The organism is Marinoscillum sp., from assembly GCF_965229915.1.
Classification (GTDB): domain Bacteria; phylum Bacteroidota; class Bacteroidia; order Cytophagales; family Cyclobacteriaceae; genus Marinoscillum.
Map to the genome: position 1 here is coordinate 2,225,914 of NZ_CBDDJZ010000001.1, position 17,692 is coordinate 2,243,605.

Genomic DNA, 17,692 nt, shown 5'->3' on the forward strand with positions numbered 1-17,692 from the left:
GGTAAATAAGATTATTTGTACAAGCCGATTTAAACTCCTTCTGCCTCTACCGCGGTGACTTCTGGCACCATTCGTTTCAGCAAGTTTTCGATTCCGGCCTTCAAGGTGATAGTGGAAGATGGACATCCACTGCAGGCGCCTTGTAGTAACACCTTCACTTTTCCATCTTCGAAAGAATCAAAAGTGATGGCTCCACCGTCCATTTCCACGGCAGGTCTGATGTATTCATCCAAAACACCTTTGATTTTGGCTTCAATGTCCGTGTCGGTTTCCTGTACCTTGTGATCTTCCTCCACTTCTTTTTCGGTAAGGATTTGTTTGTCTGCTTCCAGAAAACTCTTGATGAAATTTTGAACCTCACCTTTGACCTCTGCCCACTCTACATCTTCGGCTTTTGTGACTGTAACGAAATTGCTCATGTAAAAAACACGCTTCACATAAGGAAAGTCGAAAAGCTCACTAGCCAGTGGTGCTTCTTTAGCGCTCTCCTTATCTGGAAAATCTCTACTCACTCCCTCCGGCAATAGCAGGAAGTTCACGACAAACTTCAGTGAGTTAGGATTAGGATTGGATTCGGTATATATACTGATAGGTGGCTTTGTAGTTGCTTCCATAATCTTTTCTGTTACTTCCTGTTGTAAATGCAAAAGTCGGTGAAAAGTTCAGAAATGCCAGAGTTATTCGAATCGTTTTACCCTTAAAACAAAAAAAGGCAGCTCCTCGAGCCGCCTATTCCGTTTTCACCTTCTGTGAAAACCCGCCTTGTTTTTAGTTTAAAAATGGATGATCCCCCATTAGCAATACAGGACAAATGAGTTTTACCGTGCATCCAACGAGAATATGTTGGTCCTCAATTAGAATTTGAAAAGCATCAAAAAAGCGACCCAAATAGTATGGGCCGCTTTTGCATACGGTGAATTGGAATACAATGATATCATCACTGTAACACGTCAAAGTTTGGCAATGAGTATTCGGTTGGCTGAGAAAAGTAAGTGAATACGGGTGATTAGAATTCGATTATGACAGCTTTTCCAGGGCTTTCAGCAACTGCTCTTTTTTGCGAACCGAAACGGGTAATCGACTTTGATCTTTCATCACCAGGGTACCTCCTTCGCGTTTGTCATAATGATCTATATGCCGCAGATTCACCAGATGAGACTGGTGAGTTCGGAAAAAAGATTGGCTATCTAATAGTTTTTCGTATTCCTTCAGTGTGGTGGAAACAAGAATAGACCGCTTATCTGTCAGAAAGAATCGCGTGTAATTGTCACTGGACTCACAGCGGACAATCTCCGCAATGTCAATGAGATATACCTTCTCCGAATCTTTTAGTACAATCTTAGTAAGCTCGCGATTATTCAATTGATGCGCCAGGGTTTGGATCTGCATGCCCGAAACACTCCGGTGCAGATTCGTTTGTGCTTTGGTAACAGCGCGCTCCAGCTCCTCCGGATCAATCGGTTTTAGCAGGTAATCAATTGCTGATATCTTAAATGCCTTGACTGCATACTCATTGTGGCCGGTCACGAAAATCACTGCAAACGCCCTATCGGGAAATACATGCAATACATCGAAACCAAGTCCATCCCTCATTTCGATATCCAGAAACACCAAATCCGGCTTACTAGACCGTATTAGCTCCACTGCAGTCTTCACACCATCAGCTTCACCTACCACGGTCACCTCCGGGCAGTAGATACCGAGTAAGGTTTTGGTGGATTCTCTCAGTGAGGGTTCATCATCGATTATGACTGCTCGCATCTCTCAAATGTAGATTGAAATTCGTTAACTCAAGGCCGGAATATTCAAGGTAGCTGTGGTGCCCTTGCCTGTATCATTGCGCTCCAGCTTCATAGCAAAGTTGGATTTGAATTTCGCCTTCATGAGGTCCAGACGCTCCACAGTGATAGTAGACGCCAACGAGTGATGGTCAGAGTCAGTGTTTACTTTTTGATCCAGCCCAACTCCATTGTCGCGAATCTCCACATAGACCCCATTACTCGCTTTGGTGAATTTCACGAAGAGTTCTCCTTTGTAATCAATGCCTCGCAATCCGTGTTCCAGTGCGTTTTCCACTAAGGGTTGAGCAAAAAGAGGTGGAATAGTTACTGCTGCTTTGCTCAGCTCTTCGTCTACCTCTATGTGAAAGTCGAAAGAATCCTTAAAGCGTAGTTGCTGAATCTGCAGGTAATTAGTCAGCATATCTACTTCGTCCTCTATACTGATAAACTCTTCTCTGCTGTGTTCTAATATTTGCCTCATCAGTTTGGCAAACTTGGACAAGTACATGACAGATTCTTTGGTGTCACTGTTCAAAATGTAGTTTTGAATGGACGAAAGTGCATTAAAAATAAAATGAGGATTCATCTGCAGACGTAGCATGCGTTGCTCTATGTTCGCCACTGCCTGCTGGTGCTTGTACTTGCGGCGCTGATACAGAATCATCCCTGCCAGCAGTATGACCAAAATGGCCACTCCGGCTACAGCCAATTGGGTATTTCGTTGGCTCAGTTGGAGTGCCTGAATTTGAGATTGCTGAGAGAGGCTTTCTATTTCCTGGTCTTTCTTCTCTGTTTCATAGAGTGCTTGTAGCTCATTGATTTGCTTCACTTTCTCTTCCGCAAAAATGCTGTCTCCCAACATTTTTTCTTCCGACAGCAATTCGAAAGCAGTTTGGTAGTCACCAGAAGCTCTATAAATCTGAGTAGCGAGTTCCAAAGCACGTTGTAGCTCATGTACCATACCAGCATCCCGTGCATTGGATATAGACCGTTTGATGTAGTGAATGGCCTGATCGTAATCCATCCGGGTCAGGTATAGGTTGGCCAAAAATTTATTAGCCCGGATAATTCCTTCCCCATGGCCAGCTTTTTCATATAGCGCTGCACTCTGCAAAAAATACTTCTCTGCTGCACGCAAATCCCCTTTCTCCAGGTTAAGCTCTCCGATATTCCTGTAGGAAGCAGCCAGTCCTGTTTGATCTCCCATCACCTGCTGCAGTATTGTCGCTTGCTCAAAGTAATAAAGCGCCGAATCATACTCATCACGCTGTGAGAGGATAGAACCTATATTCAGGTAATTTCTACTTTGCACCGGCTTATGATCAGCAGCAATTGCATTGGTCAAACTAACCTGGTAATATCGCATGGCATTGTCATAGTCCTGCTGCTTGTAATAGACGTTACCGAGATTAAGGTTGGCAATGGTTAGACCTACCTTATGATCAAGCCGCTCAAACACAGCAACAGCAGCCAGGTGGTTTTGGGCAGCACTGTCCAGCTTTCCTTCAGAAATGTAATTGGACCCAATGTTTATAAGTAGTCGTGCTTTTCCATAGTCATCTGTCACATACCTCAATGCTTGCTGATAACTATAACTGGAAGAGTCCAACTGACCGAGACGCTTGAAGGATATCCCCAGACTGTTGTAAACATCCTCCAGATTACTGGAATCTCCATTGGCCAGAAAATAGGGGAGTGATTTCTGCAAATGAGCTATCCCTTCTCGATACTCACCCGTATCATTGGACAAAATTCCCTTCACCGCAGATAGCTTAGCCAGTCCATGTTCGTATCGTAGTTCACTTGCCAGGTCGCTTGCCTTCTGAAAGCAAGAATCCGCTTTTACTCTATCGGAGTTTCTGTACTGATATACCAGCTCGGTGAGTATATCTACCTGCTCTGAAGGTGAAGCCTCAGGAAGCTGCTGCAATAGACTGTCCAAAGCTTGAGAATGAACAGAAGCAGACACACAAATAGTGAGAATAACCGCTAAAAGTACTTTCATGAGTTCGAATTAGGTTGACAAGGCGTGGGAACTCACCTCATGGTTTAGCCGCCAATTTAAATCATGTTGTCAATAGAAACTAGTCCTTGTTCAGCTCACCTTCACTGCTCGCAATCAAAGTGGCCACAGTAGCGTCACCTGTCACGTTTACTACCGTCCTGCACATATCCAGGATGCGATCTACCGGAAAGATGATAGCGATCCAGGCAGGATTGAGCCCGACAGATTGCAGCACGATGATCATCATGATCAAGCCAGCACTAGGCACGGCAGCAGCCCCAATGGAAGCCAAAGTGGCCGTAAGAACAATGGTCAGCTGCTGAGCCAATGAAAGATCTACCATATGCATTTGAGCAAGAAACACCACAGCTACGGCTTGGTAAAGGCTGGTCCCATCCATGTTGACTGTAGCGCCCACTGGCAGAACAAAGCTGGCAATGTTTTTAGACACTCCCATGTTTTCTTCTACACACTCCATAGTAACAGGAAGCGTAGCAGCACTAGAGCTGGTAGAGAAGGCGAGGAACTGAGCTGGCGAGATATTCCTAAAGAATTTTTTGTAGTCGAGTTTTTTGATGAAGACTACACCAATCAGCGGATAGAAAACGAAAATCATGAACGCAAGTCCAATGAGAAGAGTAATTGAATACGATCCCAAACCTTTGAAGATTTCGAAAACCTCGGCCGGAGAATCAGCCATTTTGGCGATAACCCCAGCTAGTAAGGCAAACACAAAAAATGGAGCAGCTTTCATAACCAGCTCTACCATTTTCAGGAAAACCTCGTTGGCGCCATTGATAAAATCGATGACTGGTTTGGCCTTATCCTGAGGGATCAGCACCAGGGTGACGCCAAAAAAGATCGCAAAAAAGATCACTTGCAGCATCAGTTTATTATTGGCTATACTCTCGATGATGTTTTCTGGCACCATGTCTACAATAAACTGTAATGGAGGTGCGTCTTTGGTCTGCTCGGCTGCAGCCATTTTATCTGAAATGTCTGTTTTTGGGGCGGCATAGTCTGGGTCATTGGTCACTTCCGCTACCACATCAGCATATTTGGGATCAGATAAGAAATCCTTGTTGTCTTTTGGTTTGACTCCAGTGGTTTCGTTCACCCAGAGCTCATAGGAGATGCGGTTCTTTACCCGCTGATCATTATCTATGTAATCACCAGGCTTGATCATGTTGACCAGCAGCAGACCAACAGCTACGGCAGAAACGGTAGTGATCAGATAGATTCCCAAGGTTTTGGCTCCTAATCTCCCCAGTTTGGTCACATCACTGAGACCTGAGACTCCACTAATAATAGAAAAGAGTACCAGAGGCACTGCAATGAATTTCAGCAGCCTGATAAAAATGGTGCCGAATGGATCAATCCAGTTGATGGTGAATTCATTCCAGCCCATGGCACTGGAGATGAACGCATAAATAATCCCTAGGATTAGTCCAATGATGATCTTAACGTGGAGGGGTAATTTCTTCATGAGCCGTTACGTATCTGTATCTGTTTGTGATGAGGTTAAGCTTGCAATTTATTGGTTCTTGCGCTTAATCCGAAATTCCCCAGAATATAGTAACTCCCGCCCTGAAGTACTCAATACGCGACTATGACTACTAGTTATCGCTAACCACGAAGGTGCCATCCTGCCAGATCAGGTCCAGACACCTGTCTTCCCCTACACAGTAGCGAATGTTTTTACCCTTTTGTGGCAGAATATACTCACTGTCATATCCATCACCCTCGATGTGACCTTCAGGTCGAAGCGATTTCACCAGATCCAACCCTTCAACTATATCACCACCATTGACTCTGGTATAACTCTTGGAATCAGGTTGGTACAGCTTGAAATCGATACTCCCATCACAAAACATGGTACAACAGTTGGTGACATGTCCAATCAGCTTTTCTCCATTTGTTTTATTCCAATAGACCATCGCTTCATCACACTCATTCATAGACTCTGAGTACTCAATGTAGCCATTGGGTGCATCTAGCAAGGTCACGTTCAACACCGAACCGGCAGACTCATCAAGTTTTTCCAGTTGTGAAGAGTAGTTACTCAATCGGTCATCTTTTTTGAACTTTAGCAAGCCGTGAAGTTTGCGAAGGTCATTGCGCACGTAATACTTCTCGATCCCTGATAATTCATCCATTACGCTAGCTATCGAGGGATATTTGTTGGCTTGTTCAAAAACGGACCCATTCCAACGCCACTCTGTCACCATTTCATCTCGTGAAGTAGTCCTAATCATATCACTGGTGAGTGATGTGCCACTAACCATTTCCGAGTTATAGTCAGGAAATACGCTGTGGGTCACGCGTGACCAACTTTCACCACTAATCCTGAATAGTCCGAACTGTAAAGTGGTGGCTTTGCCATCCGGACAGTCTCCACCGCAGTAACCGGTGGATCGTTTCAAAACACCTATAAGTTGGCCAGCATCAGTCGAGTTCAAAAGAACATATTCATACACATACTCTTTATCCATATTACCAGCATTTATGGTAATCATTCCATCCTTGGCAGATAAAGAATACTCAAACTCATTGCCATAGTGAGCTCCTTTGTCAGATAAGTCAACTCGCGCTTCCTTGGGAATCATACTGATAGAATCGGGCATCAATACGAATAGTTCTTTCACCGTGAGCTGAGTAGCAACTGCCGCCTCAGGTGCTGGCGGATCCTCATTAGCTGCGTCTTCTTGGATTGATTCTGTTTTGGAGCCACAGCTCCAGAGAATGAGTATAATGATGAGTATGAAGTAATTCTTTTTCATGGTAGAGGTTATTTAGGGATTGAAAAATTAGTTAGCCATTTGCATACGCTTCACAATCTCTCTCAGTTCGGTACTGCCCACTTGGTTCATTTCCACATCTTCAGCTACCAGTTTAGCTTTATCTGAGAGCTCCGTGCTCAGTACAAATTGACCCGATTCATTGAGGTATATACCTATCACTGGAAATGGCACCAGGCCATTCTTTCCAACTCCCGTCACACAAGTGGTCAAAATCATCAAGTCTTTTTTGGCGTCCTCATTCACATCGATAAATTCAATCACTACCTCTTCAATCATCCACTCGTCAGTGGAATAAGGACTGAGCTTCTGAGTTGCATCATCTTTTTCTACATACAATCCAATGATTCGCCCTTCTTTCATGGAAGTAGCATAAAGGACTATTTGTCCCATACCCTCTATGTCAGCTACTTTGGTCAGATCTGTCAATGGATCACCCTCTATAATCACCGGGGTTTGCTCAAGCTTTAAGAGGTCATTGTCCCTGATTTCAAAGAAAGTCACTTCTTCCTCTCTGTCAGAATCTTGACAGGCCGGCATTAATACACGTATGTAGTTTGCAGATGAGCCTCTTGCGATTTCAACGACCGGCGGATCACAATACAGCGCTTCTCCGGAGACCACAGCCTGCTCCCCGATCAACCCTTTGTCAGAGTAAAAGGCGACCTGATAGTTGTAATTAGGCTCTCCATGGTCACTTATGTTACGAAGCAAGACGATGTGTCTGTTATCACCTTTCAGCACAGCCAGGGGTGCATAGCCTTTGGCAAGCCAATACCTGCTGAATTTTTGAGGACCCGGGGAAGGTCTTTCACTACCACCAAACTTAGCCGGATGCTGCTCGATCCAGTCTAAATACTCCATCAAAGTAGTTAGAGGTTGGGTATGTACAAAGGACTCAGTCTTGCTATCCCATTTATAGTATCTCTCTGAGGATGCATAGTTTTGATCGCCACAGCCATATCCACCTTGCTCATCCACTATTTTTATGCCCTTTTCAGTAAAGCTAATATTAGAGGCGTAACCTTGCAGGTACTCGCAATTCCCTCCTTCAAACACCGATGGAGCATAAAGATTAGCTGGTTTCAGTTCGTTGTATTTGGTAATGCGATAGACATCACTGCTGCCATCAAATGAGGTTCGAAAGTTGGATATTTGGTTAACAATCAACTCAGGCACTCTATCACCAGTGAGATCTTTAGTGTCTTTCACCGTTCCTGAAACCAGGCTAAAGTGTGTCACTCCATTTGCCTTCAATTGATCAAAAATTTCCTCGTGATAGTCACCACCAGAGAAGAGTTGATTGAGTGTGTTGAAAAAAACCAGGCTTGACTTGTCCGCTTCTATTAACTCATAGACTCTAACGTTACCCAACTTATAGATGAATTTATAGCTGATATCACGCCCTTTCGACCGAAGTGCTAACAACACCTTTTCGTAATCCACCGGAGGTGCAAAAGCGACCGGACCGGATACCTTATCCATCTTTAACTGGTAGAGCTTATTGCGTATTAAGTTCAGGTCCTCTGGAGATAACTCTACACCCTCTGCGGTCCGTTCCTGAACGAACTGCTCAATATCTGTATCTGCGGTGATCTCATTTTTAAGACTTGAGCCAGGAATAAGAGATCTTCCCTTATTGGTTTGTACGACAACAGGCTGGGTAAAGTCATTGGTGCTGGAGAGCGTAAGCGTGTTAGTAGTGGATGTTTCACACATGGCGTCTATATTCACACCATCCATACAAGCCATGATTGGTAAGGTGCCTGAATTCTTCCGGCGAATTACAAATTGATTGGCCAACCAAATAACCTCAACCTCATGCTGTGTAGGCGTGGCTCCTACTCCACCTCCTGTAAAATAGGAATACTCAACCAGCCACTGGCCATTCTTACCGATCCTGATCACTTCGGCCATCCCACGAATATCTTCTGCTTCTATGGATCTATGATACCTAAAGATTAGGAAGCCGTTCATCTCTCTAACCTCTATGGGCTGTATCGTTCCAAGTAGAGCTTCATTGTCATTGATAAGGCCTTTAATTGACTCAGGATAAAAGACACCTTCATAAGGTACATTCTCACTCCCAGACTCAAACTGGCTTTTGAGATTAAGCATTCTTTGAGATGCTTTCTCCCTATTCTCATCAATAGATACTTCGGTGAATTCGGTTTTGGTAATTTGTGTTTCTGATATGCGAGAAGATGAATAAGTACCGTTTGATCCAACTTCAGGGTCATTTGATTCTCCACTGTCTATGATGGTTGATTCGAATTTTCCATTCTTCCAATAGTAGGCTCTGGAGTTCGTAATAAATCCCTGAAGTTGGTTTTCATTGACAATGTAATCTCCAATGGTCATAGGCATACCCAACTCAACAAGATCTGTTTCTTTCCATTCTGAGTCCAGATATAAAACACTTATTTTTCTATTATAAAACCCGCCTTCCATATCGTCTCCAAGCTCCTGTATCACTATATAAGGTTTCGCAGGTGATCGCCAAAGGGATATTTCATATCTTGTAAAGTCACCTTCACCCGGCACATTGATCACAAATAGTTCATCAGCAACTCGAGTGAGACTCAGTTCATGTCGGAAGACATTAGTTGCTTTTCCAGTTGCCAATAGTTCATTTCTGATAGTGGAATCTAGCGAAACATAACGCTCAGGCACTTCTAAAAACATCTCATCCAGGGATTGTTCCTTAGCTGATGGCGTACAGTTTAGTAAGAAGACAGCCATAACAGCGGACAGAAGCAAAGTGGAAAGCTGATTCATTTCAAGATGGGTTTAAGCTAGCAGAAATAGTTATTCCAGAAGGGCATGAGATCATACCATTCTGTGATTGAAACTATTGAAGTAAGGGAAAATGTCCTTACCATGCAAACAAATACTCGATGCTTACTTGATTAGAAGAGATTGATTTTGTAAACAGCAGATTCAGTTTACAAATGTCACACCTCAAGCAAACATCAGCCAAAAAGTTATTGTGAAAGCTTATTAGTCCGGGCGATCAGGAGGAAATCAGCTATTACCAGAGCCGACATGGCCTCTACGATGGGTACTGCCCGAGGAACCACACAGGGATCATGCCGACCTTTACCTGAAACTGTGGCCGTATTGCCATGCTTATCGATACTTTCTTGATCCTGCATGATGGTGGCTACTGGTTTAAAAGCCACATTGAAGTAAATGTCCTGACCATTGGAGATCCCTCCTTGAATACCACCGGAGTAGTTGGTCCTTGTTTTGACTAGTCCGTCTTCTGTGTAGAAAGCATCGTTGTGTTCTGAGCCACGCATCCTGATGCCTTCGAATCCACTGCCGTATTCAAAACCTTTTACTGCATTGATGCTAAGCATGGCTTTACCAAGTTCTGCATGCAACTTATCAAAAGCTGGTTCGCCAAGTCCTGCTGGCACACCGGTAATCACGCCTGTAACGACCCCACCTACCGTATCCTGATCTTTACGCACTTTATCAATATAATCGAACATCTGTTGAGCCATCTCAGGGTCCGGGCATCTCACATCATTGGATTCTGTTTGAGAAAGGTCTAAATCAGTATAGGGCTTATTCAGTGCGAGTTCTCCTACTTGCGAAACATAGGCATGGAAAGAAATGCCAAATTCTCTGAGCATCAGTTTGGCAATTGCTCCAGCAGCTACCCGAGCCGCAGTTTCTCGGGCAGAGCTTCTCCCGCCTCCTCGATAATCGCGAATACCATACTTGGTCTCATAAGTATAATCTGCATGAGATGGACGAAACTTTTCCGCAATGTGACTATAGTCCTTACTCTTTTGGTCTTTGTTTCGGATCACCATACCAATTGGCGTACCAGTTGTCTTTCCTTCAAATACTCCACTTAATATTTCAACCTGATCCTCTTCCTTGCGCTGTGTGGTGATTTTTGATTGTCCGGGCTTACGTCTGGCGAGTTCATTTTGAATAAACTCCATGTCTATCGGGATGCCGGCAGGGCATCCATTGATGGTGACGCCTATCGCAGCTCCATGAGACTCCCCAAATGTGGTAATGCTAAAGATCTTTCCGTAAATGTTTCCCATTCTACTCGTTACTTATCGTCAAGCGGCAGCAAAGATATTCGCATTTGCTTGCGATGTGATAAGAATTGAAGGTTTTTAGGTCACTTGAGAAGTAGAAAATTTGGTCGTTCTACTTTTTAAATACCATATATGCTGTCAAACCAAGCATCATCACTATGAAGATATTAGTAAAAATCCGCATCCATGAGCTCTCATTCATCCCTACGAGTTTGTTGTCTTTGAACTCTATTCCATCATAGAATGAGCCCATGTCATTGGATAGGATGTATTGGTTCTTACGGCTTTCACCAGTGACAACCAGAGTTTGGTTGGACCTGAGCGTATCGTATTTTTCATCATCTGGATTGAAAAACACCCATTGAAAATAGTCCCCAAGCTCATAAGTACCTGGTTCATTAGGAATGCCGTAGTAGTTGAAGCTCTTGGTACCAGTGACCCTACCTGAAGATCGGGTGATATCCTGCTTCACATTTGGCGCATAGAAATCAAATGCATCAGTAGTTGGTACAACCGGTTCTTCCATAGCGCTGATGTTTCCTTCTCCTATCACATTGAAGGTGTAGTTAAAACTCTCTCCGGTTTGGAGCTCTAGTGAATTGATTTTTTCGGCGAGTCGATAATCTCCTACAGCAACACGTTCCTTTAGCGGATGCGGCGGCAGTTCGCGTACTTCCACTTTCTTGGGTTTGGAATAAAAGGTCTCATAATCCTCCATCCGGTTTCGACCAAAAAATGATGGGTTCTTAGCCACTTTGTATTTGATTAGTTTCAGGCCTACTGATGGAAACGAAATATCCTCGACATTCAGTGGATAGAAGGTGGCTTGATAGATTTTGTACTGGGTATACGCCCGGTTATTGATGGTGACCGGTTGTCCGTTGATATTGTCAATATTAAAGTTTTCCTCCCAGCAACTGGACGGTTTGATCTCTTTGACAATGTCAGTGATTTGCTTGCCCAAATCATAAAAGCGCATATCAGCCCGATTCGTCTCTGCGACATAAAATGCCAGTGTGGTAGTGAACCCTTCACCCACAAACACATCAGACTTATCTGTAGTAAGCGCCAGGAAAGCATCTGCTTCCACATCGATAAACTCTGTTGGCTGCTCCTCACGATCTCTGAACATATCGAACGGACTACCAAATGGATCATTTGATCGCCTCTGTTGTTGCTGTGCAGGGCCTACTTTGATAGTAAATCCAGAAACGGAAATCTGCTCGCCATTGACCTCCATGGAGAAGCCTGGAATATTGAAACTTCCTTCGCGTGTCGGCTGATAGTTTTGAGTAATGCTTTGTGAAGAAGTCATGCGCCCATTGATGAAACTGGTGGATGACGATGAGGACGTACCCCGCTTCACAAAACCCTCGATATCTGGAAATGGGCTATAGTTTTTTAACCGCTCGTTTTCTACGGTGAGCGTTACTTTAAAGTATTGATTTACAGCAATATCAGTGCTTCCTATTTCTATTTTTTTATCCTGGCCATAAGCTCCCGATAGAAGAACTAACACAAAAAAACAACCTAACCCAAAAACCCTCGTATTAATCATAAGTTATGCCTGAAAACGATTGCAAATAGTAGTCGTAAAATTAGATGAAAAGCTAAAAATTGCTTAACTTTTCCATAACTACGTTTTCAAAAGGAAAACGTCAAATTTACATCATTAGTTAACCCTTTAACAAAATTTTAGATTTATGTTAGAGTATTTCAAAACCATCCTATCAAAAGTGAGTTTTGACCGGTGGCTCTTCGAGAAAGAGCTGAAGAAAGCTATTAAGTCTCTCGTTCCGGAAGAAATAAGGACCTTACGGGACTGGTGCTACGATCAATTCGGTCAAATCTACGAATCCATATTGAATAAATGCTTTAAAACAGCATTAGCTTAAAAACTGAAAGGCCTCCAATTGGAGGCCTTTTTTATTTCTTCATAATGTATGCCAACACATAATAGGGTGGCCTGTTTTCATGTTTGGCTCCTCCACCAGTACTCTGCATCGTGTGATTGTGGGTGTCGTTGTTAATGGATAACGTGTGTGAGTGTTGGCCTGTATTGCTTGGAATAGAAGCATATGCCGGACCTCCATCCTTAGCCGCGCTCCCACTGTTACTTCGGTCTGGCTCATTGCTGCCTGTATCTTTCATCGGCCTTTCATCATTGGTCCATTCAATCGGGTGAGAATGTCCCCCTCCGTATTGTGCGCTTCCTGAATGATTGTGAGTGTCGTTATTGATGACATGAGTATGCCCTGGCATTTCGCTGGTCAATAATCTCACGCTATCCTGACCACCAGTGTTTCCACCGGTGGTACCTCCTATACTGAAATCTCCAGGATTATTATACTCTTCAATCGATGCATCATAGCCCACGACAAATCGACCGGAAAGATTAGGAGTGCTATTGGTGCCGTCACATAGCTTCCATCCTTCTGGAACGGTAGACCCAGACCACATTACAATCGTTCCTGAGGGAGAGCCAACCATGTGCCAGTTGCTACCATCAAAGTAATACAAAGACTTAATGTCTGTGTCATAGACGATGATCCCATCAGTAGTGGCCCACTTGGTACCTCCAGGGTCACGTTGAGCAGTCGTAACTCGGGGCACAAGCATTCCCTTATTGCCAGGAGTTTCTACTTGAAAAATCGCGTCAGGCTCCAGAGATGTAGTTCCTACACCTACTCCATCCTGGGCATGCAGTACAGAAGTCGACCCGACTAGAATGAAGGTCGACAGCAAATATCTAAATGAGCACATAGCATATGGTTTTTGAATTAAATATAATCTCAATAACGTTACTTGCTATGTCTGATTGAACAAAAATGCACTATCCTGATCAAAAGCAACCTGACAATACATCCTCAACAAGTCGAATTGAAGTACTTGAAAAGGATTCTCTGGTTGCAAATAACTACTCATCAAGGTATTTTCGCCACCACCTTTAAGTAAGAATAGTATAAAAATGAAGTTTATCGCCCCTTATATATTCTGTTTTATCGTAGGCATACACACTTTGATTGGCCAAACATCAAGTGATGGAGTAGGTATTGGTACGGTGAGTGTTGCCTCTGACGCCATTCTGGAAGTTGAATCAAATAACAAAGGGATTCTCGTACCTCGGGTAACCACCACACAAAGGAATCAGATTAGCGCTGTTTCTGAAGGGCTCATCGTATATGACAAGACTGTAGACGCATTCTACTACTACAGTGGAAGTGAGTGGTTAAGACTCATCACGCAACCCGAATTGGACCTGAAGCTTAACTTAACAGGAGGTACATTGACGGGTAATTTAAATATGTCCTCAAATAAGGTCACTAATGTTGGTAACGGCACCAATACTGCCGATGCGGTAAACAAAGGTCAATTAGATGAAAAATTGAATCTTTCTGGTGGTACACTGACAGGTAATCTCTCCATGAACTCAAACAAAATTACCAATCTCGCAAGCCCAACTGTTGGGACTGACGCAGCAAGATATTCCAACATAACTGCACTAGACAATAGAAAAGCAGAAGAAGGTGCAGTACTTACAGACTTCAATAACTATACAGATGCAGGAATCTACTTTGCAGGAGGTTCATTTGCTAGTAACCAGCCCAACCAGGATGATTTCTACACTATGATCGTAACTTCCAATGGATCCATCATCGACCAACTATGTATTACCAATACCTCGACCAATGGAGGTAGAGGAGATATTTGGTTTAGAAGAAAAAATGGTTCCTGGGGAGCATGGACCAAAATAAAATAATCACTTCATCATCCTCCAAGAACCATTTTAGTCCAATCGGATTATAACTGACCTAACAACTCCTCCACAGCACGTTTCAACTGAGGATCCACATTATTGGCTTTATATGCCGGTGGATTCTCCACCAAAATATCCGGTACCGCAGGGCCATGTTCCATGTTTTCTTCCGTGGCCTTCACATACCATGCTCTGAAAGGCATCCGCACATAAGAGCCATCTATTAGACCATACCCTCCGGTAGATATTACGGCTCCAAATGTGGGCTGACCAACCAAAGTACCTAAATCTAAGGTCTTATAAGCATGTGAGAAGATCTCGGCATTGGAGTAACTGTTCTCATTACACAAGGCTATTGATGGTTTGGTCCAGGATGCCAGTGGAAGTCGCTCTGCAAATGGATAAGTCTCCTTAAACTTCAAGTGGTTTTCTTGCAGATTATCTGTAGCTCCTCTAGGTACGGTATAGGCATGTTGACGCACACTCAGTACAGCCATCAAATAATCAGTAGTCCATCCACCGCCATTGTAACGCACATCGATCACAATACCTTCTTTTTCGTAACCAGCAGCCATTAGCTCACGCTCAAACCGCTCAAAACTGCTCCAGTTCATTCCCTGAATGTGCAGATATCCTAGCTTGCCTCTGGAGTACTCATCAACCAGCTTTCTTCTGGTTTCCACCCAATCGTCATACAGCTCCCTATACAAACTATTTGAAGGCCAAATCACCACTTCTTTCGTTTGGCCAGACCGAGCAACTTCAAGCAATATTGGGTTATCATTCTCATCGACCAATAGAGAATAAAAATTGGTGCTGGCAGTAACGGGCACCTGATTCACTGACTTGATCACATCACCCACCATCAGCTTGCTCTCAGCTCGGTCCGCTGGAGAATTAGTCAAAATCTTATTTACTTGAAATCCTCCATCCACATTTACACCAGAAACTCCTAATAAACCAGTGCGCTGACGTTGAGTCTCCTTCTGGTTCTCACCAGAGCGATAGCCCATGTGGCTTGCATTCAATTGGCCCAGCATCAGGTTATAAATATCTTCAAAATCCTCTTTGGTACTGGCTTTTAAGGCTAGTGGTTTGTATTTGGCTTTCAAGGCGGCCCAATCTCTTCCATGAAAATTTGGATCATAAAAACCCTGATCAAGTGCTCTCCAACCCTCTTCAAATAACTGCTCAAGCTCAGCAGTATAGTTGACCATGAGCTTGGATGAGGTAGAAAGCGTCTCTTTTTTATCATCATTAGTTTTTACCCGCTCTAGCTTTCCTCCCCTGGTGATCATGTAAATGTACTTACCATCAGCATCGAGAGTGAACCTATACGGCCGGATGTCTCCTCCAGCCAATTCTTTATTCTCTGAGCCGTCCCATTTGATCTTGAATAGATTACGCTCTACTTCATAATCTTGCCGTCCCGCAGAACCAAGGGTATAATAAATGAATTCTCCCTTCTTGTCAAAAGCAAAATCGGACTCATTGCCAGCATAGGAAGTTACCTGGCTTAACCGTTCATATATTTTCTCAAAATCAATTACGATTGGCTCTACTTCATCTGACTTATCTTCTCCCTTGTCTTTCCCTTTTTTGTCCTTACTGTCAGCGTCTGTCTTTGGCTTGTCCTTTTTGTCATCTTCAGGATACCAATCTCGTTGCAACCTTGTCTTTTCCCAGTCTTCCTTTTTCAACCAAACAAACCAAATATCCGCATCTCCATTGTTGCGTGAGGATAGGAACCCCAACTTACTACCATCCCTGCTCCAAACTGGATTACTGTCACGCTTAGGGTGCATCGAGACATTGACAGGCTTGGAAGAATTATCAGCCGCATGGATGTAGATTTCATCATTGAAGTTCAGGTCTGACATAGAATATGCCAGCCATTTACTATCTGGAGACCAGGCTACGCCACCTGGAGAATCCCAGCCGTCTTGCAGCACTTTTTGATTGGACAAATTACCGGAAGAGGAGATGTCTGTAACCAATAATTTACCTCTATTCTGCTGATAGGCCAGCTTTTTCAAGTCAGGACTCATGACCAGACTGGATTCATCTTCTGGCGTATTGGTAATTCGCTTCACACCATGCTTAAGTGATTTGAAAATATCTTTTTCTGAGGCGTCAGTCGAGTACGCTGTATAAAGATCGTACTGACCTGCTCTATCGGAGGTAAACAACAGTGTCTCATCATTCAGCCAAACCACCTCTCGCTCTCTGGCTGGAGTATCCGTAACACGTACACTACGATTAAATTCCTTGTCTGTCATTCTGACAAACACTTCACCTCTCGTGATGTAAGCTGCATACTTTCCATTGGGAGAAATGGCATAACCTTCCAGGTTATTCGAGATGGTTTTGGATACCTCTTCATCAAATCTCAAATCCGAAGAAACGTCAATACTGATCGCGGAGGTAGTACCTCCTGACATCACTTTCACTTGATCGCCAGTCTGATAAACGATTACTCCATTTTCAGCAACACTGAAGCTATTGACCCCAAACTCTTCTTCATTGGTCAATTGAGTTGTTGAACCTCCAAGTGGCATTTCATGAATGTTGTACTTACCACTCTCAGAAGTAATGTAAAGCAGGGTGTTATTGTCTTTCCACTGTGGGCTGTGGTCATTGCCATCGAAATCCGTAAGCTGGGTATACTCACCGGTATTGAAATCATACATCCATACGTCACGATTGGCAGGACCTTGATATGCTTCACGAGCAACCCGACAGGTACCCCGAACAAAGGCCACTTTGGAGCCGTCTGGCGACACCACTGGGTCCAGGCCAAGCGCATCGATCAACAGAGTAGGTGTACCGCCTTCTATTGATACTTTTTGGATCTCCCATTCTCGCTCTACCTGCGCATACAAACGTCTGGTTAAGAAGATCAAATCTCCATCAGCTGTAAAATCATACAATCCATCTGAAGACGAATGAAAGGTAAGTCGCTCCGGCACGCCACCTCCCGCTTTCATCAAAAACAAATCGTTGTTGCCATATCGATCACTCTGAAAAGCTATCTGACTTCCATCAGCGCTCCATTTTGGATTGGTTTCATAAGCTTCGTGCAAGGTCAGTCGGTCTGCACGACCACCAGCTACCGGGACCGTCCAAATATCACCCTGGTAAGAAAACGCAATTTGACTTCCATCCGGACTGAGGTCTGGCATGAGCACCAGTGGCTGAGCGCTTGTGGGAAGTGAATACAAAGCGGTGACAAGGAGTAGGATTTTTCCGAGTTTCATAGGCAAAAAGGGGTTAGTTTATCTGAATAA

At 43.7% G+C, this 17,692-nt stretch carries 12 protein-coding genes; 2 read left to right on the top strand and 10 right to left on the bottom strand.

Translation table 11 applies throughout. The annotated features are described in order from the left end of the window. Positions 1–29: 29 nt before the first annotated feature. From ACO067_RS09615 to ACO067_RS09650, 8 genes are all read right to left on the bottom strand, one after another. On the bottom strand, positions 30–614 hold the full coding sequence (locus ACO067_RS09615) for a NifU family protein (protein WP_421873446.1): 585 nt from the start codon (positions 612–614) through the stop codon (positions 30–32). A 403-nt stretch (positions 615–1,017) separates the two neighbouring features. Beyond that, on the bottom strand, positions 1,018–1,761 hold the full coding sequence (locus tag ACO067_RS09620) for a LytR/AlgR family response regulator transcription factor (protein ID WP_421873449.1): 744 nt from the start codon (positions 1,759–1,761) through the stop codon (positions 1,018–1,020). Between the two features lie 24 nt (positions 1,762–1,785). Beyond that, on the bottom strand, positions 1,786–3,786 hold the full coding sequence (locus ACO067_RS09625) for a tetratricopeptide repeat-containing sensor histidine kinase (protein WP_421873451.1): 2,001 nt from the start codon (positions 3,784–3,786) through the stop codon (positions 1,786–1,788). A gap of 79 nt (positions 3,787–3,865) precedes the next feature. Then, complete coding sequence (locus tag ACO067_RS09630; RefSeq protein WP_421873453.1) at positions 3,866–5,272, bottom strand: dicarboxylate/amino acid:cation symporter; 1,407 nt, start codon at positions 5,270–5,272, stop codon at positions 3,866–3,868. A gap of 130 nt (positions 5,273–5,402) precedes the next feature. Beyond that, positions 5,403–6,566 carry a hypothetical protein gene (locus ACO067_RS09635; protein WP_421873455.1) on the bottom strand — a complete coding sequence of 388 codons (1,164 nt, stop codon included), beginning with the start codon at positions 6,564–6,566 and terminating at the stop codon, positions 5,403–5,405. Positions 6,567–6,593: 27 nt separating this feature from the next. Next, positions 6,594–9,362, bottom strand: coding sequence for a hypothetical protein (locus tag ACO067_RS09640; RefSeq protein WP_421873457.1), 2,769 nt, complete (start codon positions 9,360–9,362; stop codon positions 6,594–6,596). Positions 9,363–9,568: 206 nt separating this feature from the next. Then, entirely contained in the window at positions 9,569–10,651 is a 1,083-nt protein-coding gene (gene aroC / locus ACO067_RS09645; protein ID WP_421873459.1) for a chorismate synthase, read from the bottom strand. 109 nt (positions 10,652–10,760) lie between these two features. Then, positions 10,761–12,206, bottom strand: coding sequence for a BatD family protein (locus ACO067_RS09650; protein WP_421873461.1), 1,446 nt, complete (start codon positions 12,204–12,206; stop codon positions 10,761–10,763). Positions 12,207–12,351: 145 nt separating this feature from the next. Here ACO067_RS09650 and ACO067_RS09655 point away from each other — a divergent pair, with 145 nt between their 5' ends. Further along, positions 12,352–12,543, top strand: a complete 192-nt coding sequence (locus tag ACO067_RS09655; RefSeq protein WP_421873463.1) for a hypothetical protein — start codon at positions 12,352–12,354, stop codon at positions 12,541–12,543. Between the two features lie 31 nt (positions 12,544–12,574). Here ACO067_RS09655 and ACO067_RS09660 read toward each other — a convergent pair whose 3' ends face one another. Continuing rightward, a complete protein-coding gene (locus tag ACO067_RS09660; RefSeq protein WP_421873465.1) occupies positions 12,575–13,411 on the bottom strand; it encodes a tail fiber protein in 837 nt (278 codons plus the stop codon). Positions 13,412–13,616: 205 nt separating this feature from the next. Here ACO067_RS09660 and ACO067_RS09665 point away from each other — a divergent pair, with 205 nt between their 5' ends. After that, the gene (locus ACO067_RS09665) at positions 13,617–14,408 is read left to right on the top strand and encodes a hypothetical protein (protein ID WP_421873468.1); all 792 of its coding nucleotides are present in this window, start codon (positions 13,617–13,619) and stop codon (positions 14,406–14,408) included. A 41-nt stretch (positions 14,409–14,449) separates the two neighbouring features. On the opposite strand, the gene ACO067_RS09670 is transcribed toward ACO067_RS09665, so the two are convergent. Next, a complete protein-coding gene (locus ACO067_RS09670; RefSeq protein WP_421873471.1) occupies positions 14,450–17,662 on the bottom strand; it encodes a S41 family peptidase in 3,213 nt (1,070 codons plus the stop codon). Positions 17,663–17,692: the final 30 nt, after the last annotated feature.